Source organism: Streptomyces sp. NPDC053513 (genome assembly GCF_044544765.1).
GTDB lineage: Bacteria > Actinomycetota > Actinomycetes > Streptomycetales > Streptomycetaceae > Streptomyces > Streptomyces litmocidini.
In genome coordinates this window covers 1-22,335 of sequence record NZ_JBITXP010000039.1, presented here as the reverse complement: position 1 = coordinate 22,335, position 22,335 = coordinate 1, and the positions used below count along the sequence as shown (strand labels likewise).

The 22,335-nt window shown below is 72.9% G+C and carries 17 protein-coding genes; 8 read left to right on the top strand and 9 right to left on the bottom strand.

The features are described 5' to 3' along the window. Nucleotides 1-129: 129 nt before the first annotated feature. Nucleotides 130-2,376 (bottom strand): helix-hairpin-helix domain-containing protein, encoded by a 2,247-nt coding sequence (locus ACIGW4_RS36230; RefSeq protein WP_399585805.1) that lies wholly within the window; start codon nucleotides 2,374-2,376, stop codon nucleotides 130-132. Then, entirely contained in the window at nucleotides 2,373-3,350 is a 978-nt protein-coding gene (locus ACIGW4_RS36225; RefSeq protein ID WP_123450635.1) for an aldo/keto reductase, read from the bottom strand. Before ACIGW4_RS36225 ends, ACIGW4_RS36230 begins: the two co-directional genes overlap by 4 nt. Nucleotides 3,351-3,478: 128 nt before the next feature. Here ACIGW4_RS36225 and ACIGW4_RS36220 point away from each other — a divergent pair, with 128 nt between their 5' ends. After that, entirely contained in the window at nucleotides 3,479-4,528 is a 1,050-nt protein-coding gene (locus tag ACIGW4_RS36220) for an LLM class F420-dependent oxidoreductase (protein WP_123450633.1), read from the top strand. A 211-nt stretch (nucleotides 4,529-4,739) separates the two neighbouring features. Then, on the top strand, nucleotides 4,740-5,525 hold the full coding sequence (locus ACIGW4_RS36215) for a ferritin-like domain-containing protein (RefSeq protein ID WP_123450631.1): 786 nt from the start codon (nucleotides 4,740-4,742) through the stop codon (nucleotides 5,523-5,525). 22 nt (nucleotides 5,526-5,547) lie between these two features. Here ACIGW4_RS36215 and ACIGW4_RS36210 read toward each other — a convergent pair whose 3' ends face one another. Beyond that, the gene (locus tag ACIGW4_RS36210; RefSeq protein WP_123450629.1) at nucleotides 5,548-6,540 is read right to left on the bottom strand and encodes a magnesium and cobalt transport protein CorA; all 993 of its coding nucleotides are present in this window, start codon (nucleotides 6,538-6,540) and stop codon (nucleotides 5,548-5,550) included. Between the two features lie 142 nt (nucleotides 6,541-6,682). Here ACIGW4_RS36210 and ACIGW4_RS36205 point away from each other — a divergent pair, with 142 nt between their 5' ends. The 5 genes from ACIGW4_RS36205 to ACIGW4_RS36185 all read left to right on the top strand — a co-directional run bounded on the left by ACIGW4_RS36205 (nucleotide 6,683) and on the right by ACIGW4_RS36185 (nucleotide 13,397). Beyond that, nucleotides 6,683-7,372 (top strand): histidine phosphatase family protein, encoded by a 690-nt coding sequence (locus ACIGW4_RS36205; RefSeq protein WP_123450628.1) that lies wholly within the window; start codon nucleotides 6,683-6,685, stop codon nucleotides 7,370-7,372. A gap of 67 nt (nucleotides 7,373-7,439) precedes the next feature. Beyond that, complete coding sequence (locus tag ACIGW4_RS36200; RefSeq protein WP_093876934.1) at nucleotides 7,440-8,030, top strand: DUF3090 domain-containing protein; 591 nt, start codon at nucleotides 7,440-7,442, stop codon at nucleotides 8,028-8,030. After that, entirely contained in the window at nucleotides 7,994-8,830 is an 837-nt protein-coding gene (locus ACIGW4_RS36195) for an SCO1664 family protein (protein ID WP_398710754.1), read from the top strand. The genes ACIGW4_RS36200 and ACIGW4_RS36195 overlap by 37 nt, the downstream gene beginning before the upstream one ends. 164 nt (nucleotides 8,831-8,994) lie before the next feature. Further along, the gene (mshC, locus tag ACIGW4_RS36190; protein WP_123450624.1) at nucleotides 8,995-10,224 is read left to right on the top strand and encodes a cysteine--1-D-myo-inosityl 2-amino-2-deoxy-alpha-D-glucopyranoside ligase; all 1,230 of its coding nucleotides are present in this window, start codon (nucleotides 8,995-8,997) and stop codon (nucleotides 10,222-10,224) included. A gap of 116 nt (nucleotides 10,225-10,340) precedes the next feature. Further along, on the top strand, nucleotides 10,341-13,397 hold the full coding sequence (locus ACIGW4_RS36185) for an NPCBM/NEW2 domain-containing protein (RefSeq protein ID WP_399585800.1): 3,057 nt from the start codon (nucleotides 10,341-10,343) through the stop codon (nucleotides 13,395-13,397). A 60-nt stretch (nucleotides 13,398-13,457) separates the two neighbouring features. Here ACIGW4_RS36185 and ACIGW4_RS36180 read toward each other — a convergent pair whose 3' ends face one another. The 6 genes from ACIGW4_RS36180 to ACIGW4_RS36155 all read right to left on the bottom strand — a co-directional run bounded on the left by ACIGW4_RS36180 (nucleotide 13,458) and on the right by ACIGW4_RS36155 (nucleotide 20,895). Continuing rightward, entirely contained in the window at nucleotides 13,458-14,570 is a 1,113-nt protein-coding gene (locus ACIGW4_RS36180) for a PAC2 family protein (RefSeq protein ID WP_399585798.1), read from the bottom strand. Between the two features lie 154 nt (nucleotides 14,571-14,724). Then, a complete protein-coding gene (locus tag ACIGW4_RS36175) occupies nucleotides 14,725-15,798 on the bottom strand; it encodes an LLM class flavin-dependent oxidoreductase (RefSeq protein WP_123450618.1) in 1,074 nt (357 codons plus the stop codon). Between the two features lie 100 nt (nucleotides 15,799-15,898). Further along, complete coding sequence (locus tag ACIGW4_RS36170; RefSeq protein WP_398710699.1) at nucleotides 15,899-17,503, bottom strand: FAD-dependent oxidoreductase; 1,605 nt, start codon at nucleotides 17,501-17,503, stop codon at nucleotides 15,899-15,901. A 6-nt stretch (nucleotides 17,504-17,509) separates the two neighbouring features. Further along, nucleotides 17,510-19,036 (bottom strand): glycerol kinase GlpK, encoded by a 1,527-nt coding sequence (gene glpK / locus ACIGW4_RS36165; RefSeq protein ID WP_123457230.1) that lies wholly within the window; start codon nucleotides 19,034-19,036, stop codon nucleotides 17,510-17,512. 34 nt (nucleotides 19,037-19,070) lie between these two features. Next, entirely contained in the window at nucleotides 19,071-19,829 is a 759-nt protein-coding gene (locus ACIGW4_RS36160) for an MIP/aquaporin family protein (RefSeq protein ID WP_398710700.1), read from the bottom strand. A 301-nt stretch (nucleotides 19,830-20,130) separates the two neighbouring features. Further along, nucleotides 20,131-20,895, bottom strand: coding sequence for an IclR family transcriptional regulator (locus ACIGW4_RS36155; RefSeq protein WP_123450612.1), 765 nt, complete (start codon nucleotides 20,893-20,895; stop codon nucleotides 20,131-20,133). A gap of 244 nt (nucleotides 20,896-21,139) precedes the next feature. On the opposite strand from ACIGW4_RS36155, the gene ACIGW4_RS36150 reads away from it, so the two are divergent. Next, nucleotides 21,140-22,335, top strand: a 1,196-nt coding sequence (locus ACIGW4_RS36150; RefSeq protein ID WP_399585794.1) for a homocysteine S-methyltransferase family protein, incomplete at its 3' end; no start/stop codon positions are given.

Sequence of the window (22,335 nt, the reverse complement as noted above, 5' to 3'; positions counted from 1 at the left end):
GGCGGGCCCCGTTGGGGCCGCCCCCTGTTGGGCGGGCCGGGTTTTGGCGGTCCCGGGGGGGGGGCGGCCACCCCCCGCCGGGGGCCCGGCCCCTCCGCCGTACCAGCCCTTCCCGCGTCGCGGCCCGGCCTACTCCCCGTCGGCCGCCAGCAGCGCCTCCAGGAGCGGCCGCAGCCGCGTCGTACGCTCCGGGGCCACCCCCTCGGCCACCGCGCGGGGCAGCGCCTGGTCCACGCCGTGCACGACCGACAGATGGCGCTCCGCCCGGCCGAAGGCCGTGTACACCCACGGCCGGCTCAGGCCGCCCGCGGCGTCCCCCGGCAGCACCACGACCACCGCGGGCCACCGCGTCCCGGCCGCCTGGTGCGCGGTGAGCGCCCAGCCGTGCCGCAGCGACGACTCCACCCGCTCCTTCGGCACGAGGAGCTCGTCGCGCCCGCAGCGCAGCCGCAGCCCCTCGGCGTCGGCCGAGAGGACCGTGCCCGTCACCGTGCGTCCCGGCACGGGCGCGTACGCCACCCGGTCCCCGGGGTCGTAGCCGCCGAACCGGCCGGGTCCGGGGTTGAGCCGCTGCTTCAGGGCGGCGTTCAGCGCGCGCGTGCCGGCGGAGCCGCCGTGGCCGACCGTGACGACCTGCGTCTGCTCGGACGGCACCCCGAGCGCCCGGGGCACCGAGTCCGCCACCAGCTGGACCGTACGGTGCACGGCCTCGCCCGCGTCCCGCACCGGGACGATCACGACCTCCTTGCCGGGGGCCTCGACCTGGTTCAGCTCGCCGGCGCCGATGCCCGACACCAGCTCGCCGAGCGGCCCCGGGTCGGGGACGCGGGAGGCGATCCGCGGGCACACCCGGGACGCGAGGACGTCCGCGAAGACCCGGCCCGCGCCCGGGGCGCCGAGCACCTCCGGATCGCCGCTCAGCACCAGACGGCAGCCGTCCGGCAGCGACTCCACGAGCATCGCGCCCGTCTCCACGTCCAGCTGCGGGGCGTCGAGGACCACGAGGAGGTCCAGGGCGAAGGCGCCGTCCTCGTCCCGGCCCGGACCGGCCGCGCCGGACAGCAGCGCGGCGACCGTCACCGCGTCCTCCCCGATGCCGGTGTCCGCGTGGACGGCCACCAGGGTGCGCAGCCCCCGCTCACGGGCCGCCGCGGCGAGCGCCACCGGCTCGGCGCGGGCGGCCTCCCCGCCCGTGTGCAGGACGAGGCCGTGCGCCCCGGCGGCGCGCTCCAGCTCGCCGCCCTCCCAGACCTCGGCCTTCGCCGTCCTGACCAGCCGGGCGAGGCCCTCCGCGAGGCTCTCCTCCGCCAGCGCGTACCGGTCGAGTCCGAGCAGCGCGGGCGCGGCGGGCTCCCGCTCCGCGGGGGTCGCCTCCTCGGCGTCCCCGTCGCCCTCGGGCTCCTCCTCCGCCGTCTCCTCCTCCTGGAAGAGGAGGACCGCGCCCTCGGAGACCGCCGCCTCCACCGCCTGTTCCGGGTCGGGCACCGCGTGCCCGGCGAGCCCGGCGCACACGGCCCGGACCTCCAGGGCCGTGTGTCCCTGGACGGCGGCCCGCTCCAGGAGCCACACGGTCAGGGCGACCGCGCGGCGCGGGTCGCCGGGGCCGCACGCGGGGCCGAGCAGCGCCCGCGCGAAACCGTCGGCCTGCTCCGGCCGGACCCCCGGCACCGCGAGCAGCTGCCACGGGTCCTCGCGCAGCGCCGGGGCCGCGCCCTCGCCGAGCACGGCGGCGACCCGGCCGGCCAGCGCCTCCGGGGCGCCGCCCGCGACGAGGACCTCGCGGACGGCGGCCGTGGTGCCGGGCGCCGGGGCCGTCGGCCGCTCCGGCGCGGGGGGCCGCACGGGCGTCGCCGGGGCCGTCTCGACGGCGGGGTGGCGGGGTGCGGGCTCGGGTGCCTCGTAGAACGCGCTGCCGGAGGCGGTGCCGCCCTCGACGGCCCGGACGGCGGCGAGCAGGTCGGCCGCGGTGCCGCTCAGCTTGGCGCCGCTCGCCACCGGACCGCTCTTCTCGGCCTTCCGGGCCTCGATCCTGGCCCGCAGCTCCCGCTGCGCGGCGAGCTCGGCCTGCGCCTCGCTCAACTCGCCCCCGTCGGCGCCCGCCTCGGCCCGGTCGCCGGGCTCGTCGGTCGCCCCCGGCCCCTCGGCGGGCGCCTCGGCCGCGCCGGGCTCGTCGGTCGTCCCCGGTCCCTCGGCGGGCGCCTCGGCCGCGCCGGGCCCTTCGGTCGTGCCAGGCTCTTCGGACGTGCCCGGCCCCTCGGCGGGCGCTTCCGCCGCGCCGGGCTCCTCGGGGGCGTCCAGCCCCTCGGCGGCCTCCTCCCGCAGGTCCTCGGCGGGCTCCGCGGCCTCGGGTGCGGTCTCCCCGGAAGGCTCGGTCACAAGGTGCTCCAGTCGTGATCCGGATAGCGGTGCACGGGCGCCGACACATCGTCCAGCGCCCGACAGATCTCGTCAGGAAGACTAAGGGCCTCCACTGACAAAGCGGCCGTGAGCTGCCGCGCCGTGCGCGCCCCGACGATCGGCGCGGTCACCCCCGGCCGGTCGCGGACCCACGCGAGCGCCACGTGGAGCGGGGTCGTCGCCAGTCCGTCGGCCGCCGTCGCCACCGCGTCCACGATCCGGCTCGCCGCGTCGTCCAGGTACGGCTCCACGAAGGGCGCCATCGTCTCCGAGGCGCCCCGCGAGTCCGCCGGCGTGCCGCCGCGGTACTTCCCCGTCAGGACCCCGCGCCCCAGCGGGGACGAGGGCAGCAGGCCTATGCCGAGGTCCATCGCGGCCGGCAGCACCTCCCGTTCGACGCCCCGCTGGAGCAGCGAGTACTCCAGCTGCGCGCCGGCGAGCCGCGTGCGGTCGCCGCCGAGCTGCCAGGTGCCCGCCTTGGCGAGCTGCCAGCCGCAGAAGTTCGACACGCCCGCGTACCGCGCCCGTCCGCTGCGCACCGCGATGTCGAGGGCCTGGAGCGACTCCTCCAGGGGCGTGTGCGGGTCGAAGGCGTGCAGCTGCCACAGGTCCACGTGGTCCGTGCCCAGGCGCGCCAGGGAGGCGTCCAGCGCGGCGAGCAGGTGCCCGCGCGAGCCGTCCGTGCGCCGGTCGGGATCCGGGACGCTGCCCGCCTTGGTGGACAGGACGAGGTCCTGCCGGGGCACCAGGCGCTCCATCAGTCGCCCGAGCAGGTACTCCGCCTCGCCCCCGCCGTACACGTCGGCGGTGTCCACGAGCGTGCCGCCCGCGTCCCAGAACGCCTTCAACTGCTCGGCGGCGTCGTGCTCGTCGGTGTCCCGGCCCCAGGTGAGGGTGCCGAGTCCGATGCGCGACACACGCAGGCCGGTACGTCCGAGATGCCTCTGCTCCATGGGCGCGAGAGTACTGGCCAGGGCACCACGCGGAGAGAGCCTGTGGACAACCGTGTCCTGACGGATGGCTCGCACGCGCGCTAGAGTCCGGCCCAAGAGACGTTACCGATGGGTAAGGGGTGCGTGGAATGCGGCTCGGCATCAACCTCGGCTACTGGGGCGCCGGCATGGACGGCGACAACCTCGCCGTCGCCCAGGAGGCGGACCGCCTCGGCTACGACGTCTGCTGGGCCGCCGAGGCCTACGGCTCCGACGCCCCCACCGTCCTCGCCTGGGTCGCGGCGAAGACCGAGCGGATCGACGTCGGCTCCGCGATCATGCAGATCCCGGCCCGCCAGCCCGCCATGACGGCGATGACGGCGGCCACCCTCGACTCGCTCACCGGCGGCCGCTTCCGCCTCGGCCTCGGCGTCTCCGGACCGCAGGTCTCCGAGGGCTGGTACGGCGTGAAGTTCGACAAGCCGCTCGCCCGGACCCGCGAGTACGTCGAGATCGTCCGCAAGGCCATGACCCGGGAGCGGCTCAGCTACGACGGCGAGCACTGGACCCTGCCGCTCCCCGGCGGTCCGGGCAAGCCGATCAAGCTCACCGTCCACCCCCAGCGCGAGCACATCCCGCTCTACATCGCCGCGATCGGCCCGAAGAACCTGGAGCAGACCGGGGAGATCGCCGACGGCGCCCTGCTGATCTTCCCCTCCGCCGACCACCTGGAGGAGACCGCGCTCCGGCACCTGCGGGCGGGCCGTGAGAAGGCCGGCCTGACGATGGACGGCTTCGACGTCTGTCCCACCCTGCCGCTCGCCCTCGGCGACGACGTGACCGCGCTCGCCGACGTGTTCCGCCCGTACACCGCGCTGTACGTGGGCGGCATGGGCAGCCGCAAGCAGAACTTCTACAACCAGCTCGCCCGGCGCATGGGGTACGAGAAGGAGGCCGCCGAGATCCAGGACAAGTACCTGGCCGGCGACAAGACCGGGGCCGCGGCCGCCGTGCCGCACTCCCTGATCGACCGGACCACCCTGCTCGGCTCCGTCGAGCGGATCGCCGAGCGGATGACGGCCTACGCGGAGGCCGGGGTCACCACCCTCACCCTCGCCCCGGCCGGCTTCACGCTGGACGAGCGGCTGGCGGCCCTGCGGGCGGGCGTCGAGGCGATGGAGCGGGCCGGTCTGGCCTAGGAAACCCTGCGGCCGTGGTGGGGGCTCGGGGGTCTTCCCCGCCACGGCCGTCACGCTGCACAACGGCTCCACCGGGCCCCCGGTTACGGCCTCGGCTCTCACTCTTTCGGCCGAGTCGTCGCACCCTCCTGTTGCCCGCCGCCCCGGACCCGACTTGACTCGTTCTCCCCGGACGTACCGGAACGCGGACGTCCGCACGGAGGTGGCGGCGATGCTCACGGCCAAGGGCCTGTTCCAGGAAATCATCGACAACGACGAGTCCTTCCGGCTCTTCTGTTCCATCGCCGCGAGCGGCGAGTCCCAGGGAGGCTGGGAGAACGCCCGGATCGCGGCCCTCGTCGCGCCCGGCATGCGCACCCTCGCGCCCAAGATCACCCGGCACGGCGCCGACGAGGACAAGCACGGCCGGATCTTCAACGCGTTGATGAAGAAGCGCGGCCTCGAACCCGTCCCCGTGCCCCCCGACACCGACTACACGATGCTGCTCGAGAAGCGCGGCATCGGCCTCGCGCACGACAAGCTCCGCGCCGACCGGCCGCTGACCGAGGAGGACGTCGTCGTCTACCTCGCCCACAGCCGGGTCACCGAGCAGCGCGCCGCCGACCAGATGAACATGCTCGTCACGTACTTCGGGGACCACCCCGACCTGGGCAAGGCCATCCACATGATCGACAACGACGAGGCGAACCACCTCGCCTACTGTCACGAGGAACTGCTCCGGCTCGCCCGCCGGGGCCACGGCCGGCTGATCCAGCGGACCCTGCGCGAGTCCGCGCTCGCCGAGATCCAGGTCTACCGCGACGTCAGCCTCGCCGTGATGCGCCACATGGGCCGCATCCTGAACTGGCCGAAGCCCAAGGCCGCCGTCCTCGCCGCCGGGATCCACGCCGTGTACGCGTACGAACGCGCCGCCGGCTGGCACAAGATGGTCGACCTGCGGATGCCCGAGCGGCTGAACGCCCTCGGCGGCCCCGCGACGCCCGCCCCCGCCTTCTGAGCACGCCCGGCGCGGACGGGCCTCACATCCAGCCGCGCCGCTTGAACACCCGGTACAGCGCGACGACGATGCCCGTCATCACCACGATCACCGCCGGGTACGAACCCACCCAGTGCAGCTCCGGCATGTGCTCGAAGTTCATCCCGTAGATCCCCGCGACCATCGTGGGGACCGCGGCCATGGCCGCCCACGCCGAGATCTTCCGCATGTCGTCGTTCTGCCGGACGCCCATCTGCGCGAGGTGGGCCGACAGCACGTCGGACAGGAGCCGGTCGAGGCCCTCCACCTGCTCGTTGGAGCGCAGCAGATGGTCGTTGACGTCACGGAAGAAGGGCTGCGAGCGCTCGTTCACGAACGGCACCGCACCGGCCGTCAGCCGGGCCATCGGCCCGGCCAGCGGACCGCTCGCCCGCCGGAACTCCAGCACCTGCCGCTTCGCCGTGTAGATCCGCTCCGCCGTGTTGGCGGGATTGCTCCCGCTGGGCGCGAAGACGTCCGCCTCCAGCTCCTCCAGGTCGACCTGGAGTTCGCCCGCCACGTCGAGGTAGTGGTCCACGATCGCGTCGCTCACCGCGTACAGCACCGCCGTCGGCCCGTGCTTCAGGACCTCCGGGTCCGCCTCCAGGCGCCGGCGCACCTCCGCGAGCGGCGCGCCCTCACCGTGCCGGACGGTCACGACGAACGAGTCGCCCATGAACACCATCAGCTCGCCCGAGGACACCCGGTCGCTCTCCGGCTCGTACACGATCGGCTTGAGCACCACGAAGAGGGAGTCGTCGTAGACCTCCAGCTTGGGCCGCTGATGGGCCTTCAAGGCGTCCTCGACGGCCAGCGGGTGCAGCGCGAACTCCGAGGCGACGTGGTCGAACTCCGCCCCCGAGGGCTCGTGCAGCCCCACCCACAGGAACGCGTCCCCCGTCGCCCGCGCCTCCTCCAGGGCGTCGGAGAGGTCGGCGGGCCCGTCCGTGCGGCGCCCGTCCCGGTAGATGGCAGAGTCCACGATCACCCGGCGCATTCTGCCCCGGATCGCGCCCGCCACGCACGCGTGCGCGGATCCGTCCCCCCGGACACCGCCACGCGCGCGTGCGGCACCCCGTCCGGCCGCCCTGCGCGCCACGCCCGGCCGCCCCGCGCCCGCACCGCCTAGGCTGGCCCGCATGGCCACCCTGATCCTCGTCCGGCACGGACGCTCCACCGCCAACACCTCCGGGGTCCTCGCCGGGCGCACGCCCGGGATCGCGCTCGACGAGCGCGGGGCCGCCCAGGCCGCCGCCCTCCCCGGCCGCCTCGCGGACGTCCCGCTCGCCGCGGCCGTCACCAGCCCCCTCCAGCGCTGCCGGGAGACCCTGCGGCCGCTCCTCGACGCCCGTCCCGACCTCCCGCTCCACGTGGAGGACCGGATCAACGAGTGCGACTACGGCGACTGGTCCGGCCGCAAGCTGGCGGAGCTCAACGACGAGCCGCTGATGGAGGTCGTCCAGGGGCACGCCTCCGCCGCCGCCTTCCCCGGCGGGGAGTCCATGCGCGCCATGCAGGACCGCGCCGTCGCGGCCGTACGGGACTGGAACGCCCGCGTCGAGGCCGAGCACGGCGAGGACGCCACGTACCTCGTGTGCTCCCACGGGGACATCGTGAAGGCGATCGTCGCCGACGCCCTCGGGCTCCACCTCGACCTCTTCCAGCGCATCCACGTCGACCCCTGCTCGGTCACCGCGATCCGCTACACGCGCCTGCGTCCCTTCCTCCTCCGCCTCGGCGACACGGGGGACTTCGCCGGTTTCGCCCCCCGGGAGCACCCCGGCGGCAGCGGGACGGCGGAGGTCGGTGGCGGTGCGGGCGCACCGTGATCCCCTTGCGCAGTAGGGTGGACGCGCCGCTGTAGTACGACTGTCGAGACTCAAGGGAGCCGGGAACGTGTCCCGTCAGGTGTTCCTCTACGACCCACCGGAGCGTTTCGTGGCCGGCACGGTCGGGCTGCCTGGTCGCCGGACCTTCTTCCTCCAGGCGTCCGCCGGCGGCCGGGTCACCAGCGTCGCCCTGGAGAAGACCCAGGTCGCGGCCCTCGCCGAGCGCATCGACGAACTCCTCGACGAGGTCGTCCGCCGCACCGGCGGCAACGCGCCCGTGCCCGCCGTCGCCCCCGCGGAGATCGCGGACACGGCCCCCCTCGACGTGCCCGTCGAGGAGGAGTTCCGGGTCGGCACCATGGCCCTCGCCTGGGACGGCGAGGAGCAGCGCATGATCGTCGAGGCCCAGGCGCTCGTCGAACTCGACGTGGATTCCGAGGAGGACCTCGCCGAGGCCGAGGAGCGGCTGCTCCAGGACGAGGAGAACGGTCCGCCGATGCTCCGGGTCCGCCTCAGCGGGGCCCAGGCCCGGGCCTTCGCCAAGCGGGCCCTGGACGTCGTCAACGCCGGCCGGCCGCCGTGCCCGCTGTGCAGCCTGCCGCTCGACCCGGAGGGGCACGTCTGCCCGCGCCAGAACGGATACCGTCGCGGAGCATGAGCAGCCCCGAGAGCCCGCGCGACACGGAGCTGCTCGCGCGCGGTGAGCTGACCGTGCGCGGCCGGGTCCGAGAGGCGTCCAACGCCGTGCTGTACTGCTCCGTCGCCCACGAGGGCCGGGAAGCCGCCTGCGTCTACAAGCCGGTGGCGGGGGAGCGGCCGCTGTGGGACTTCCCCGACGGCACCCTGGCCCAGCGCGAGGTCGCGGCGTACGAGATATCCGAGGCCACCGGCTGGGGCCTGGTCCCGCCGACCGTGCTCCGCGACGGTCCGTACGGGGAGGGCATGGTCCAGCTGTGGATCGAGGCCGACCCCGAGGCGCGGCTCCTGGCGCTCACCGAGGACGAGGAGGCCGGCGAGGGCTGGAAGGCCGTGGGGCCCGCGCAGATCGACGAGGACCGCACCGCGCTCCTGGTCCACGCGGACACCCCCGAGCTGCGCCGGCTCGCCGTCCTGGACGCCGTCATCAACAACGGCGACCGCAAGGGCGGGCACCTGCTGCCGGCCCCCGGCGGGCGGCTGTACGGCATCGACCACGGGGTGACCTTCCACGTCGAGGACAAGCTGCGCACCCTGCTGTGGGGCTGGGCGGGCGAGGAGCTGCCCGCCGAGGCGGTCGGCGTGCTCGACTCGCTGGACCGGTCCCTGGCCCCGGGAGCGCCGCTCGCCACCCGACTGGCGGAACTCCTGACCGGGGCCGAGGTCGCGGCCGTACGCGCCCGCGTGGAGGCGCTGCGGGCGACCGGGCGGCACCCGGAGCCCTCGGGGCAGTGGCCGGCGATCCCCTGGCCGCCCGTCTGAGCTCCGGGCACGCCTCACCGACCGATTGTTTTCGGCCACCCTCCCCGGAGGCCCTGCACCCCTGGGGGGTATGCACGTAAGCCTCCGACCCGCAAGAGCGCCTAATCGGTCAAGATCCCGGATCCGGTTCGTATCCGGAACACCTGTCCGGTTACGCTCGGGTCATGCATGCCTGGCCCGCTTCTGAGGTCCCCGCCCTTCCCGGCAAGGGCCGCGACCTCCGGATCCACGACACCGCGACCGGCGGGCGAGTGACCCTCGCCCCCGGCCCCGTCGCCCGTCTCTACGTCTGCGGCATCACGCCGTACGACGCGACCCACATGGGTCACGCGGCGACCTACAACGCGTTCGACCTCGTTCAGCGCGTGTGGCTCGACACCAAGCGGCAGGTGCACTACGTCCAGAACGTGACGGACGTGGACGACCCGCTCCTGGAGCGCGCGATCCGCGACGGCATCGACTGGGTCGGTCTCGCCGAGCGCGAGACCGCCCTCTTCCGCGAGGACATGACCGCCCTGCGGATGCTGCCCCCGCAGCACTACATCGGCGCGGTCGAGGCCATACCGGGCATCGTCCCGCTCGTCGAGCGCCTCCGGGACTCCGGCGCCGCCTACGAGCTCGACGGCGACATCTACTTCTCCGTCGAGGCCGATCCGCACTTCGGCCAGGTGTCGAACTACGACACCGAGCTGATGCGCCACCTCTCCGCCGAGCGCGGCGGCGACCCGGACCGCCCGGGCAAGAAGAACCCGCTCGACCCGATGCTGTGGATGGCCGCCCGCGAGGGCGAGCCGAGCTGGGACGGCGGCAGCCTCGGCCCCGGCCGCCCCGGCTGGCACATCGAGTGCGTCGCCATCGCCCTCGACCACCTCGGCATGGGCTTCGACGTGCAGGGCGGCGGCTCGGACCTGATCTTCCCGCACCACGAGATGGGCGCCTCCCACGCCCAGACCCTCACGGGCGAGTTCCCCATGGCCAAGGCGTACGTCCACGCCGGCATGGTCGCCCTGCACGGCGAGAAGATGTCGAAGTCCAAGGGCAACCTGGTCTTCGTCTCCAAGCTGCGCCGCGACGGAGTCGACCCGGCCGCCATCCGGCTCGCGCTCCTCTCCCACCGCTACCGCGACGACTGGGAGTGGACCGACCAGGTCCTGGAGACGGCCGTGGAGCGGCTCGGCCGCTGGCGCGCCGCCGTCTCGCGCCCCGACGGCCCGTCCGCCGACGCGCTCGTCGAGGAGCTCCGCGAGGCCCTCTCCGACGACCTGGACACGCCCACCGCGCTCGCCGCGGTCGACCGCTGGGCCGAGCTCCAGGCGGCCGAGGGCGGCACGGACGAGTCCGCCCCCGGTCTCGTCTCCCGCGCCGTCGACGCACTGCTCGGTGTGGCCCTGTAACGAGCAGGACCGCGCAACTCCCTTTCAGGCAACCGCCCTTGGACTTCTCGTCGAAGTCCGAGGGCGGTTCCGTTTTGTCCTGGCGGAGTTGCTCGTTCCTGCGCTAAACAAGCGCCATGCAATCATCATCACGCATGAAAGTTGCACTCGCCGGAGCCGTCCTCGGGCTCTTCGCGGCCTTCGCGGGACCCGGCTCCACCGCCTCGGCCGACCCCTCCGACACCACCGTCGGCGAGGTCACCGGCTTCGCCGCCGACGGAGCCGTCTACCGACTGACCGCGGGCCACACGGAAGCCCGCGTCTCCTTCGTCACCGCCGACACCTTCCGCATCGAACTCGCCCCCGACGGAAAGTTCACCGACCCCACCGGCACCGACATCACGCTGCCCCAGGGCCCGCCCCCGGCCACCCGCTGGCGTGACCTCGGCGACCGGTACGAACTCTCCACCGCCAAGGTGACCCTGCGCGCCACCAAGGCACCGCTGCGTTTCTCGGCCGTACGCGCCGACGGCACCCCGCTCTGGACCGAGACCCAGGGCCTCACCTGGAACCAGGACCGCACCGTCCAGACCCTCGCCCGCGGCGCCGACGAGCAGTTCTACGGCGCCGGGATGCAGAACGGCCGCGGCAACACCTCCCACCGCGGCAAGACCGTCGAGGTCGGCGTCGACTACAACTGGAACGACGGCGGCCACCCCAACTCCGTCCCCTTCTACCTCTCCTCCGCCGGCTACGGCGTCTACCGCAACACCTACGCGCCGGGCACCTACGCCTTCACCGACCCCGTCACCACCAGCGCGAAGGAACGGCGCTTCGACGCCTACTACTTCGCGGGCGACGGGAAGGACGCCCTCAAGGACGTCATCGGCCAGTACACCCGGCTCACCGGCAAGCCCTTCATGCCTCCGGTGTACGGACTGGAGATCGGCGACTCCGACTGCTACCTGCACAACGCCAACCGGGGCGAGCGCCACACGCTCGACGCCCTGAAGATCGCCGACGGCTACGTCCAGAACGACATGCCCAACGGCTGGATGCTCGTCAACGACGGCTACGGCTGCGGCTACGAGAACCTCGCCGAGACCACCGCGGGCCTCAACGACCGGAAGATGAAGCTCGGCCTGTGGACCGAGGACGGCATCGACAAGCTCGCCGACCAGGTGAAGGCCGGCCAGCGGGTCGCCAAGCTCGACGTCGCCTGGGTCGGCGAGGGCTACAAGTTCGCCCTCGACGGCTGCAAGGACGCCCACGCCGGCATCGAGGCCAACAGCGACGCCCGGGGCTTCACCTGGGCCCCGGAGAGCTGGTCCGGCGCCCAGCGCTGCGGCGTCCAGTGGTCCGGCGACCAGTCCGGCAGCTGGGAGTACATCCGCTGGCAGATACCCACCTACGCGGGCGCGTCCATGTCCGGACTCGCCTACACCACCGGTGACGTCGACGGCATCTTCGGCGGCAGTGCCAAGACGTACACCCGCGACCTCCAGTGGAAGATGTTCCTGCCCGTCACCATGACCATGGACGGCTGGGCCGCCAACGACAAGCAGCCCTTCCGCTACGGCGAGCCGTACACCACGATCAACCGCGCCTCGCTCAAGCTCCACGAGGCCCTGCTCCCGTACGTCTACAGCCACGCGTACCGCGCCACGAAGACCGGCGTCGGCCTCGCCCGGCCGCTCGCCCTCGAATACCCGGACGACCCGAAGGCCGCGACCGAGGCCGCGAAGTACGAGTTCCTCAGCGGCGAGGACTTCCTCGTCGCGCCCGTCTACCGGGACGCGGTGGAGCGCGACGGCATCTACCTGCCGAAGGGCACCTGGATCGACTACTGGAACGGACGCGTCTACCAGGGTCCGCTCACCCTCGACCACTACAGCGCCCCGCTCGACACCCTGCCCCTCTTCGTACGGGCCGGGGCGACCGTCCCCATGTGGCCCGGCTCCGTCCGCTCGTACCAGGACCGCGCCCCCGGCGACCCGCTCGCCTGGGACGTCTACCCGCAGGGCAGCTCCTCCTTCGAGCTGTACGAGGACGACGGCGTCACCCGCGAGCACCGCGCCGGGAAGTACGCCCTCCAGCGCGCCGAGGTCCGCGCCCCCGAGTCCGGCCCCGGCGACGTCACCGTCCGGATCGGCGCGAGCGCCGGCACCTACACCGGCAAGCCCGGCGCCCGGCCGTACGCCTTCACCGTCCACACCGGCGACGCCCCCGGCACGGTCCGGCTCGACGGACGCCCGCTGCCCGCCCTCACCTCCCGCGCCGCCTTCGACGCGGCCGGCCAGGGCTGGTGGTACGACCGCGACGAGCGCGGGGGAGTGGTCCGGATCAAGACCACCGCCCTGTCCACGGACCGCGCCTTCGAACTGCGCCTGACCGACACCAGCGCCGTCGGCGGGGCCGTCCCCGGCGCCTCCGCCGTCCTCGCCGCCCCCACCGGGCAGGAGCTCGGCGCCGGCACCCCCGGCACCGTCGCCGTGGACGTCACCGCGGGCACCCGGGACGCCACCGACGTACGGGTCTCCCTGGACGCCCCGGCCGGCTGGCAGGTCACCCCGGCCGCCCCGATCGCCCGCGTCCCGGCCGGCACCACCCGCAGGGTCGAGGTCGCCGTCACCCCGGCGGCCGGCGCGAAGCCCGGCGAGGCCACCCTCACGGCGACCGCCCGCCACCGCGCCGCCGGCACCGACCGCACGGCCGTCCAGCGGTTCGCGATCGGAGTGATGCCGCCGGCGCCGACGGCCGACGCCTGGGCGAGCGACCTCGCCTGGCTGCGCGCGACCAACGGCTGGGGACCGCCCGAGCGCGACCGTTCCAACGGCGAGTCCGGCGCCGCCGACGGCCACCCCCTCACCCTGGCCGGACAGACCTACGAGAAGGGCATCGGCGCCCACGCCGACTCCGACATCGAGGTCTACCTCGGCGGCCGCTGCACCACCTTCACCGCCGACGTCGGCATCGACGACGAGATCAACGGCTACGGGGACGTGGCCTTCTCCGTCGAGGCCGACGGCCGGGTCCTGTGGACCTCGCCCCGGCTGACCGGGGCCTCCGCGACCCTGCCCGTGAACGTCGACGTGACCGGCGCCCGCCACGTCCGGCTGAAGATCACGGACACCAACGGGTCGAAGAGCGGCGACCACGGCGACTGGGCCGCGGCCAGGTTCGGCTGCGCCTGACGCACGAACGGGAGGGGCGCCCCCGGGCACCCCTCCCGTTCCCCACGCTCCTCCGAGCCGCTACTTCCCGGCCCCGCCGTCCGCGTCGGGCGACGCACCGCCGGGCGGCTCCTCGGGACCCTCGGAGCCCTCGCGCCCGTCGACCGGACCCTCCGGCCCCTCGGCGGAGGCCCCACCGGACCCGCCGTCGGAGTCCTCGGCCGGTCCCTCGGCGGCGTCCGCCCCCGGCACCGACTCCGGGCCCGGCTGCTCCGGCTTCGGCGGGCGCGTCCGGCCGCTCCCGGAGTCCCGCAGGAAGTCGCCGCCCTCCGTCGCCACCCCCGGACCCGTGCCCGGCTCGCGCCGCCGCAGATACCGCTCGAACTCGCGGGCGATCGCCTCGCCCGAGGCCTCCGGCAGCTCCGCCGTGTCCCGCGCCTCCTCCAGGGTCTGCACGTACTCGGCGACCTCGCTGTCCTCGGCGGCCAGCTGGTCCACGCCCAGCTGCCAGGCCCGCGCGTCCTCCGGCAGCTCGCCCAGCGGGATCCGCAGCCCGATCAGGTCCTCCAGGCGGTTGAGGAGCGCCAGGGTCGCCTTGGGGTTCGGCGGCTGCGACACGTAGTGCGGCACCGCCGCCCACAGGCTCACCGCCGGCACGCCCGCGTGCGTGCAGGCCTCCTGGAGGATGCCCACGATGCCCGTCGGGCCCTCGTACCGGGTCTCCTCCAGGTCCATCGTCCGCGCCAGGTCCGGATCGGAGGTCACCCCGCTGACCGGGACCGGCCGGGTGTGCGGGGTGTCCCCGAGCAGCGCGCCCAGGATCACCACCATCTCCACGCCCAGCTCGTGCGCGAAGGCGAGCAGCTCGTTGCAGAAGGAGCGCCAGCGCATCGAGGGCTCGATCCCGCGCACCAGCACCAGGTCACGGGGTTTGTCGCCGCCGACCCGGACCACGGAGAGCCGGGTCGTCGGCCAGGTGATCTTCCGGACGCCGTTGTCCAGGAAGACGGTGGGGCGGTTGACCTGGAAGTCGTAGTAGTCCTCGGCGTCGAGCGCCGCGAACACCTCGCCCTTCCATTCCCGGTCCAGGTGGGCGACCGCGGTGGAGGCGGCGTCGCCGGCGTCGTTCCAGCCCTCGAACGCTGCCACCATGACCGGGTCGATCAGCTCGGGTACCCCCTCGAGCTCGATCACCCAGCGCCTCCTTATTCGAAGTTCCTGTCGTACGGCCCCACCTTACGGCTTTCCGGTGGTCCGCCCGCAGTCCCCGGACATCCCCGAAAACCCGTGCGGCCTTGATCGACTACCCAGGAACTCGCCTCCGCACACGACGCTCTCGCACCTCCCCTCACTCCTCCCCCCGTTCCTCCCAGAGGGTGCTCGGCGCCTCCCTCCGCACGACGGGCGCGATCTCCTCGGCGAAGCGCTGGAGCGTCTCGGTCTGCTCGGCCGTCGACTGGCCGAAGGTGTCGACCGTGACGGACTGCAGGTCGTGCCCGTAGTGCTCGTGGTAGCCGAGGATCTTGTCGATGATCTGCTGCGGCGAGCCGATCAGCTGGGGGCCGTCCGCGATCGCGTCCTCGATCGTGCGGAACGGGGTGTTGTACCCGGCCTTCCCCTCCAGGTGCGGCTTGAAGCTCTGCCGCACCTTCGCCTCGTACAGCTCCTTGTACCGGCTCACCGCCTGCTCGGGGGTGTCGGCGATGAGCAGCCCGCCGGAGCCGGCCGCCACGCGCGCGTGCGCCGGATCGTGCCCGTACTCCTCGAACTTCTCGCGGTAGTGGGCGATGAGCCGCGCGTACGCCTCGCGCGGCTGGATCGCGTTGGCGGTGAAGAGGGGATCGCCGTGCTTCGCCGCCAGCTCGGGGGAGTTGAGGCTGGTGGCCGAGCCGTGCCAGATCCGGGGCGGACCGGCGTACGGCCTCGGGACCGTGGTCACGTTCTTCAGCGGCGGCCGGAACTCGCCCTCCCAGTCGACGCCCTCCTCCGTCCAGAGCCGGCGCAGCAGCTCGTACTTCTCCTTCTGGAGGTCCCACTGCCGCTCCTCGTCGAGGCCGAAGAGGTCGAAGTGGCCGGCCTCCGCGCCCTTGCCGACGACGAGTTCGAGCCGGCCGCGGGAGAGCTGGTCGAGCGTGGCGTAGTCCTCGGCGACCCGGACGGGGTCGAGGATCGCGACCACGGTGACGCCGGTGAGCAGCCGGATCCGGCTGGTGCGGGCGGCCAGGGCGGCGAGCAGCACGGTCGGGGACGAGGAGAGGAACGCGCCCGCGTGCCGCTCGCCGACCGCGTACGCGTCGAAGCCGAGCCGTTCGGCGGTCTCGCCGAGCGCGACGACCTGCTCCAACCGGTCGGCAGCGGACAGCAGTTCGCCGGTGAGCGGGTGCGGGGAGTGGTGGACGATCGAGAGCACCTGAAACTTCATGTCCCCACTGTGCGCGCCGAGTGTTGCGGCCGTGTGGACGGCGCGTGGCACGCCGCAGGGGCGGCTCCTCGACGAGGAACCGCCCCTGCTCGTACGGGACTTACTTCCGCAGCATCGACTCGACCTCGGCGCGGATCTCGTCCGTCGCGAGACCGCGGATGGTCAGCGTCGTACGGCGGCGCAGCACGTCGTCCGCCGTCTCGGCCCACTCGTGGTCGCGGGCGTAGGCGACCTGCGCCCAGATCTCCGGCGCGTCCGGGTGGATCCGGCGGGCCAGCTCGGGGTTCTCGTTCGCCATCCGGGCGATGTCGAAGGAGAGCGAGCCGTAGTGCGTGGCCAGGTGCTTGGCGGTGTCGGCGGCCATCCGGGGGCCGGGCGCCGGGCCGTCGACGAGCAGCCGGTGGGCGACCGCGTTCGGGTTGGCTATGCCGGGCAGCGGCAGCCGCTTCGGCAGCGCGGACACCGGCTCGTAGTCCTCGCCGAGCGGGTGGCCCGGCAGGGACTCCAGCTTCTTCATCACCGTGCGGCCGATGTGGCGGAAGGTCGTCCACTTGCCGCCGGCCACCGACAGCATGCCGCCGCGGCCCTCGGTGACGACCGTCTCGCGCTTGGCCTTGGAGGTGTCGCCGGGGCCGCCCGGGAGCACCCGCAGACCGGCGAAGGAGTACGTGATCAGGTCGCGGGAGAGCTGCTGGTCGCGGATGGAGAAGGCGGCCTCGTCCAGGATCTGGGCGGTGTCCTTCTCGGTGACCTCGACCTGGCCGGGGTCGCCCTCGTACTCCTCGTCGGTGGTGCCGAGGAGCAGCATGTCCTCCCAGGGGAGGGCGAAGGTGATGCGGTACTTGTCGATCGGGGTGGCCAGCGCGGCCCTCCACGGCGAGGTCCGCTTGAGGACCAGGTGCGCGCCCTTGGAGAGGCGGATGGAGGGGGCCGCGTTCGGGTCCTCCATCTTGCGCAGGTGGTCGACCCACGGGCCGGTCGCGTTCAGCACGAGGCGGGCGTTCACGCCGAACTCGTCGCCGGTGGTGCGGTCCTTCAGCTCCGCGCCGGTGACCCGGCCGCGGGTGAAGCGGAGGCCGGTGACCTCGGCGTGGTTGAGGACGGTGGCGCCGGCGTCGACGGCGGCGCGGACGGTCATCAGCGCCATCCGGGCGTCGTTCATCTGGTCGTCGCCGTAGACGGCGACGGCCTTCAGGTTGTCGGTGCGCAGCTCCGGCACGTCCTGGGCGGCCTTGGCGGGGGAGAGCAGGTGCCCGACGCCGTCGCCGAAGGCCGAGAGGGCGCTGTAGGCGAAGACGCCGGCGCCGAGCTTGGCCGCGCCGTGCGGGCCGCCCTTGTAGACGGGCAGGTAGAAGGTGAGCGGGTTGGCGAGGTGCGGTGCCACCTGGCGGGAGACCGCACGCCGCTCGAAGTGGTTCTCCGCGACCAGCTTCACCGCGCCGGTCTGCAGGTAGCGCAGACCGCCGTGGAGCAGCTTGGAGGAGGCGGAGGAGGTGGCGCCGGCGAAGTCGCCGGCGTCCACCAGGGCCACCCGCAGGCCCGACTGCGCGGCGTGCCAGGCGGTGGAGATGCCCAGGATGCCGCCCCCGATCACCAGGAGGTCGTACGTCGCCTTGGAAAGCTGTTCCCGGGTCTCGGCGCGGCTCGGGAGGGAACCGGCAGCCGGGTGCGTCCCCAGGGCAGGGACGCTCTGCAGGGTGGTCATCTCGTATTACTCCTCGTCCTCGATCCAGCCCATGGTCCGCTCGACGGCCTTGAGCCAGCTCTTGTACTCGCTGTCACGCTTGTCGGCGTCCATGCGAGGGGTCCATTCCGCCGCCCGGCGCCAGTTGGCGCGCAGCGCGTCGGTGTCCGGCCAGAAGCCGACGGCGAGACCGGCGGCGTAGGCGGCGCCGAGGCAGGTGGTCTCGGCGACCATCGGACGCACGACGGGGGCGTCCAGGAAGTCCGAGAGGGTCTGCATCAGCAGGTTGTTGGAGGTCATGCCGCCGTCGACCTTGAGCGCGGTCAGCTCGACGCCGGAGTCCTTCGTCATGGCGTCGGTGATCTCGCGGGTCTGCCAGGCGGTGGCCTCCAGGACGGCGCGGGCGATGTGCGCCTTGGTGACGTACCGGGTGAGGCCGGCGATGACACCGCGCGCGTCGGAGCGCCAGTAGGGGGCGAACAGGCCGGAGAAGGCCGGCACGAAGTAGGCGCCGCCGTTGTCCTCGACCGAGGACGCGAGGGTCTCGATCTCGGCGGCGGACTTGATCAGGCCCATCTGGTCGCGCATCCACTGGACGAGCGAACCGGTGACGGCGATCGAGCCCTCCAGGGCGTAGACCGGCTTCGCGTCGCCGATCTGGTAGCCGACGGTGGTCAGCAGGCCGCTGTAGGAGTTGATGATCTTGTCGCCGGTGTTCATCAGCATGAAGGTGCCGGTGCCGTACGTGGACTTGGCCTCGCCCTCGGCGAAACACGTCTGGCCGAACAGGGCGGCCTGCTGGTCGCCGAGCGCGGAGGCGACCGGGACGCCGTCGAGGATGCCGCCCTTGACCGTGCCGTACACCTCGGCGGAGGAGCGGATCTCCGGCAGCACGGCGGCCGGAATGTCCATGGACTGCAGGATCTTCTCGTCCCAGGCCATGGTGTGGAGGTTCATCAGCATGGTGCGGGAGGCGTTGGTGACGTCGGTGACGTGGTGGCCGCCGTCGACGCCGCCCGTGAGGTTCCAGATGACCCAGGAGTCCATGGTGCCGAAGAGGATGTCGCCGCGCTCGGCGCGCTCGCGCAGGCCCTCGACGTTGTCGAGCAGCCAGCGGACCTTCGGACCGGAGAAGTAGCTCGCGAGCGGCAGGCCGGTCTCGCGGCGGAAGCGGTCCTGGCCGACGTTGCGGCCGAGCTCCTTGCAGAGGGCGTCGGTGCGGGTGTCCTGCCAGACCAGGGCGTTGTGGACGGGCTCACCGGTGTTCTTGTCCCAGAGCAGCGTGGTCTCGCGCTGGTTGGTGATGCCGATGGCCTTGACGTCGGCGGCGGTGATGTTCGCCTTCTCCAGGGCGCCGGCGACGACCTCCTGGACGTTGGTCCAGATCTCGGCGGCGTCGTGCTCGACCCAGCCCGGCTTCGGGAAGATCTGCTCGTGCTCCTTCTGGTCGACCGAGACGATCCGGCCGTCCTTGTCGAAGACGATGCAGCGCGAGGAGGTGGTGCCCTGGTCGATGGCCGCGATGAACGGGCCGGAGGTGTGTGCGTCGGTCACGGTGTGCTCCAAGGGGGTCTGGAAGAAGGACGGCTCAGGCGAACGCGATGTTGTAGATACCCGCGGCGATGGCGCCACCGATCAGCGGACCGGCGACCGGGATCCAGGCGTAGCTCCAGTCGGAGCCGCCCTTGTTCGGCAGCGGGAGCAGGGCGTGCACGATGCGCGGGCCGAGGTCACGGGCGGGGTTGATGGCGTAGCCGGTCGGACCGCCGAGCGAGAGGCCGATGGAGACCACGACGAACGCGGTGATCAGGGCGCCGATGACGCCGAGGCCCTTGCCGCTGTCGTTGAGGCCCTGGGTGAGCACGGCCAGGACCAGCACGACGGTGCCGATGATCTCGGTGGCCAGGTTCTGCCAGGTGTTGCGGATCTCGGGGCCCGTGGAGAAGACGCCGAGCACCGGGCCGGGGCCCTCGATCGGCTCCTCGCCGAGGGTCTCCGGGTCCGTGAGGTGGGCCTGGAACTGGCCGTAGTAGGCCACCCAGACCAGTGCCGCGCCGATCATCGCGCCGAGCATCTGGCCCGCGATGTAGACGGGGACGTTGCTCCAGTCCCCGTCCTTGATCGCGATTCCGACCGTGACGGCGGGGTTCAGATGGGCCCCCGAGAGGGAAGCGGTCATGTAGACCGCCGTCATGACGGCGAAGCCCCACCCGAAGGTGATCGCGAGCCAGCCCGCGCCGCGGGCCTTGGAGGCCTTGAGCGTGACGGCGGCGCACACACCGCCGCCGAGCAGAATGAGTACGGCGGTACCGATGGTCTCGCCGAGGAAGATGTCGGAGGTGGACACCCGCGACTCCTTTGTCCTTCGTCCAGGGGAAGGCGAACCCCGGGTCCCTCCGGTGGTCCGCGCCCTCGTGTGAGGGCGTTGCCGGCCCTTGGCACTGTCACACCTTAGCGCCTATTGCCGTTAGGTGTTCGACAATGCCGACCGGTGAACGGAAGTTTTGCCCCCGGGTTAACAGCGCGTCAAGGGTCTGGGAAGCGAAAAACCCGCCGATAACGCGATCGTTACCGGCGGGTTCGGTGTTGTTGTACGGGCTGCCGCACGCGGTCGTACGGAGGGTGGTCGGCCCCTCCTCCCCGGGCGGTCAGAAGCGGTTGGCGCCCAGGTCCCGGGAGACCGCGCGGGCGCAGTCCCGCACCGCCGCCACCAGCTCGGGACGCAGCTCCCCGTCCGGGCAGAGCCGCTCCACGGCGCCCGTGACCGCCACCGCGCCCACCGGCATCCGCCGCCGGTCGTGGATCGGCGCCGCCACCGACGCCACGCCCTCCCAGGTCTCCTCCACGTCCGCCGCCCAGCCCCGGGCCCGCGTCATGTCGAGCAGCGACTCGAAGTCGCCGAGCCCCGTGGTCGTCCGGGGCGTGAACGCCTCCCGCTCGACCTCCAGCACCTCGCTGTGCGCCACCGGGTCGTACGCCGACAGGACCTTGCCGAGCGCCGTGGAGTGCAGCGGCTGCATGGCCCCCACCTCCAGGACCTGGCGGCTGTCGTCCGGCCGGAAGACGTGGTGCACGATCAGCACGCCCCGCTGGTGCAGCACCCCCAGGTGCACGCTCTCGCCGCTGGACCGCGCCAGGTCGTCCGTCCAGACCAGCGCGCGCGCCCGCAGTTCGTGCACGTCCAGGTAGCTGTTGCCGAGCCGCAGCAGCTCCGCGCCCAGCTGGTAGCGGCCCGAGGCCGCGTCCTGCTCCACGAAGCCCTCCGCCTGGAGGGTGCGCAGGATGCCGTGGGCCGTTCCCTTGGCGAGTCCGAGGGAGGACGCGATGTCGGACAGACCGAGCCGGCGCTCGCCACCCGCGAGCAGTCGCAGCATGGCCGCCGCCCGTTCAAGCGACTGGATGTTCTTCGCCATCGCCCGGCCCCTCACCCTTCTCATACTGTTCGACAATGCTGAACACTATCGGTCGATGCCGACCTTGCGTCACACCACACAGTGTCGGCCAAGGAGGGGCAGGACCGGGAGTCCCCGCACACAGGATGCCGTCCGGCCCGTGGGACGCCGTGTCCACCCCGGCGCCCGCGCGGTTACGCTGGCCCCGTGCGCCCTCCCCCGAGGGTGCAAAGCCGACAGCCGTCGCATCCCAGGGAGCTCATCCATGGCCTCGTTGCCGACCCCTTCCGCTGACAGCCGGAACCGCGCCGCCGCCCTCCGCGAGGCACTCGCCAGCCGAGTCGTCGTCGCCGACGGAGCCATGGGCACCATGCTCCAGGCCCAGGACCCCACCCTCGAGGACTTCCAGAACCTCGAAGGATGCAACGAGATCCTGAACGTCACGCGGCCCGACATCGTCCGTTCGGTCCACGAGGCCTACTTCGAGGTAGGCGTCGACTGCGTCGAGACCAACACGTTCGGCTCCAACCACTCGGCCGCCGGCGAGTACGAGATCGCGGACCGGATCTTCGAGCTCTCCGAGGCGGGCGCCCGGATCGCCCGCGAGGTCGCCGACGAGTTCGCCGCCGAGGACGGCCGCCAGCGCTGGGTGCTCGGCTCGATCGGCCCCGGCACCAAGCTCCCCTCGCTCGGCCACATCGCGTACGACGTGCTGCGCGACGGCTACCAGCAGAACGCCGAGGGCCTGCTGGCCGGCGGCGCCGACGCCCTGATCGTGGAGACGACCCAGGACCTGCTGCAGACCAAGTCCAGCCTCATCGGCGCGCGCCGCGCGATGGAGGCCCTGGGCGTGGACGTGCCCCTGATCTGTTCGCTCGCCTTCGAGACCACGGGCGTCATGCTGCTCGGCTCCGAGATCGGCGCCGCGCTGACCGCCCTGGAGCCCCTCGGCATCGACCTCATCGGCCTGAACTGCTCGACCGGCCCCGCCGAGATGAGCGAGCACCTGCGCTACCTCGCCCGCCACTCGCGCACGCCCCTGATGTGCATGCCGAACGCCGGCCTCCCCGTGCTCACCAAGGACGGGGCGTACTTCCCGCTCACGGCCTCCGAGATGGCCGACGCGCAGGAGAACTTCGTCCGCGACTACGGCCTGTCCCTGGTCGGCGGCTGCTGCGGCTCCACCCCCGAGCACCTGCGCCAGGTCGTCGAGCGGGTCCAGGGCCTCACCCCGCCCGAGCGCTCCCCCCGCCCCGAGCCCGGCGCCGCGTCCCTCTACCAGACGGTGCCGTTCCGGCAGGACACCTCGTACCTGGCGATCGGCGAGCGGACCAACGCCAACGGGTCGAAGAAGTTCCGCGAGGCGATGCTGGAGGGCCGCTGGGACGACTGCGTGGAGATGGCGCGGGACCAGATCCGCGAGGGCGCGCACATGCTGGACCTGTGCGTGGACTACGTGGG

Bases quoted from the DNA above. Each gene is read 5' to 3' on its own strand.
- ACIGW4_RS36220 (WP_123450633.1), top strand. From the start codon at position 3,479: ATGCGGCTCGGCATCAACCTCGGCTACTGGGGCGCCGGCATGGACGGC.
- ACIGW4_RS36185 (WP_399585800.1), top strand. From the start codon at position 10,341: ATGCAATCATCATCACGCATGAAAGTTGCACTCGCCGGAGCCGTCCTC.
- ACIGW4_RS36175 (WP_123450618.1), bottom strand. From the start codon at position 15,798: ATGAAGTTTCAGGTGCTCTCGATCGTCCACCACTCCCCGCACCCGCTC.
- ACIGW4_RS36215 (WP_123450631.1), top strand. From the start codon at position 4,740: ATGCTCACGGCCAAGGGCCTGTTCCAGGAAATCATCGACAACGACGAG.
- ACIGW4_RS36210 (WP_123450629.1), bottom strand. From the start codon at position 6,540: ATGCGCCGGGTGATCGTGGACTCTGCCATCTACCGGGACGGGCGCCGC.
- mshC (WP_123450624.1), top strand. From the start codon at position 8,995: ATGCATGCCTGGCCCGCTTCTGAGGTCCCCGCCCTTCCCGGCAAGGGC.
- ACIGW4_RS36155 (WP_123450612.1), bottom strand. From the start codon at position 20,895: ATGGCGAAGAACATCCAGTCGCTTGAACGGGCGGCGGCCATGCTGCGA.
- ACIGW4_RS36205 (WP_123450628.1), top strand. From the start codon at position 6,683: ATGGCCACCCTGATCCTCGTCCGGCACGGACGCTCCACCGCCAACACC.
- ACIGW4_RS36170 (WP_398710699.1), bottom strand. From the start codon at position 17,503: ATGACCACCCTGCAGAGCGTCCCTGCCCTGGGGACGCACCCGGCTGCC.
- ACIGW4_RS36225 (WP_123450635.1), bottom strand. From the start codon at position 3,350: ATGGAGCAGAGGCATCTCGGACGTACCGGCCTGCGTGTGTCGCGCATC.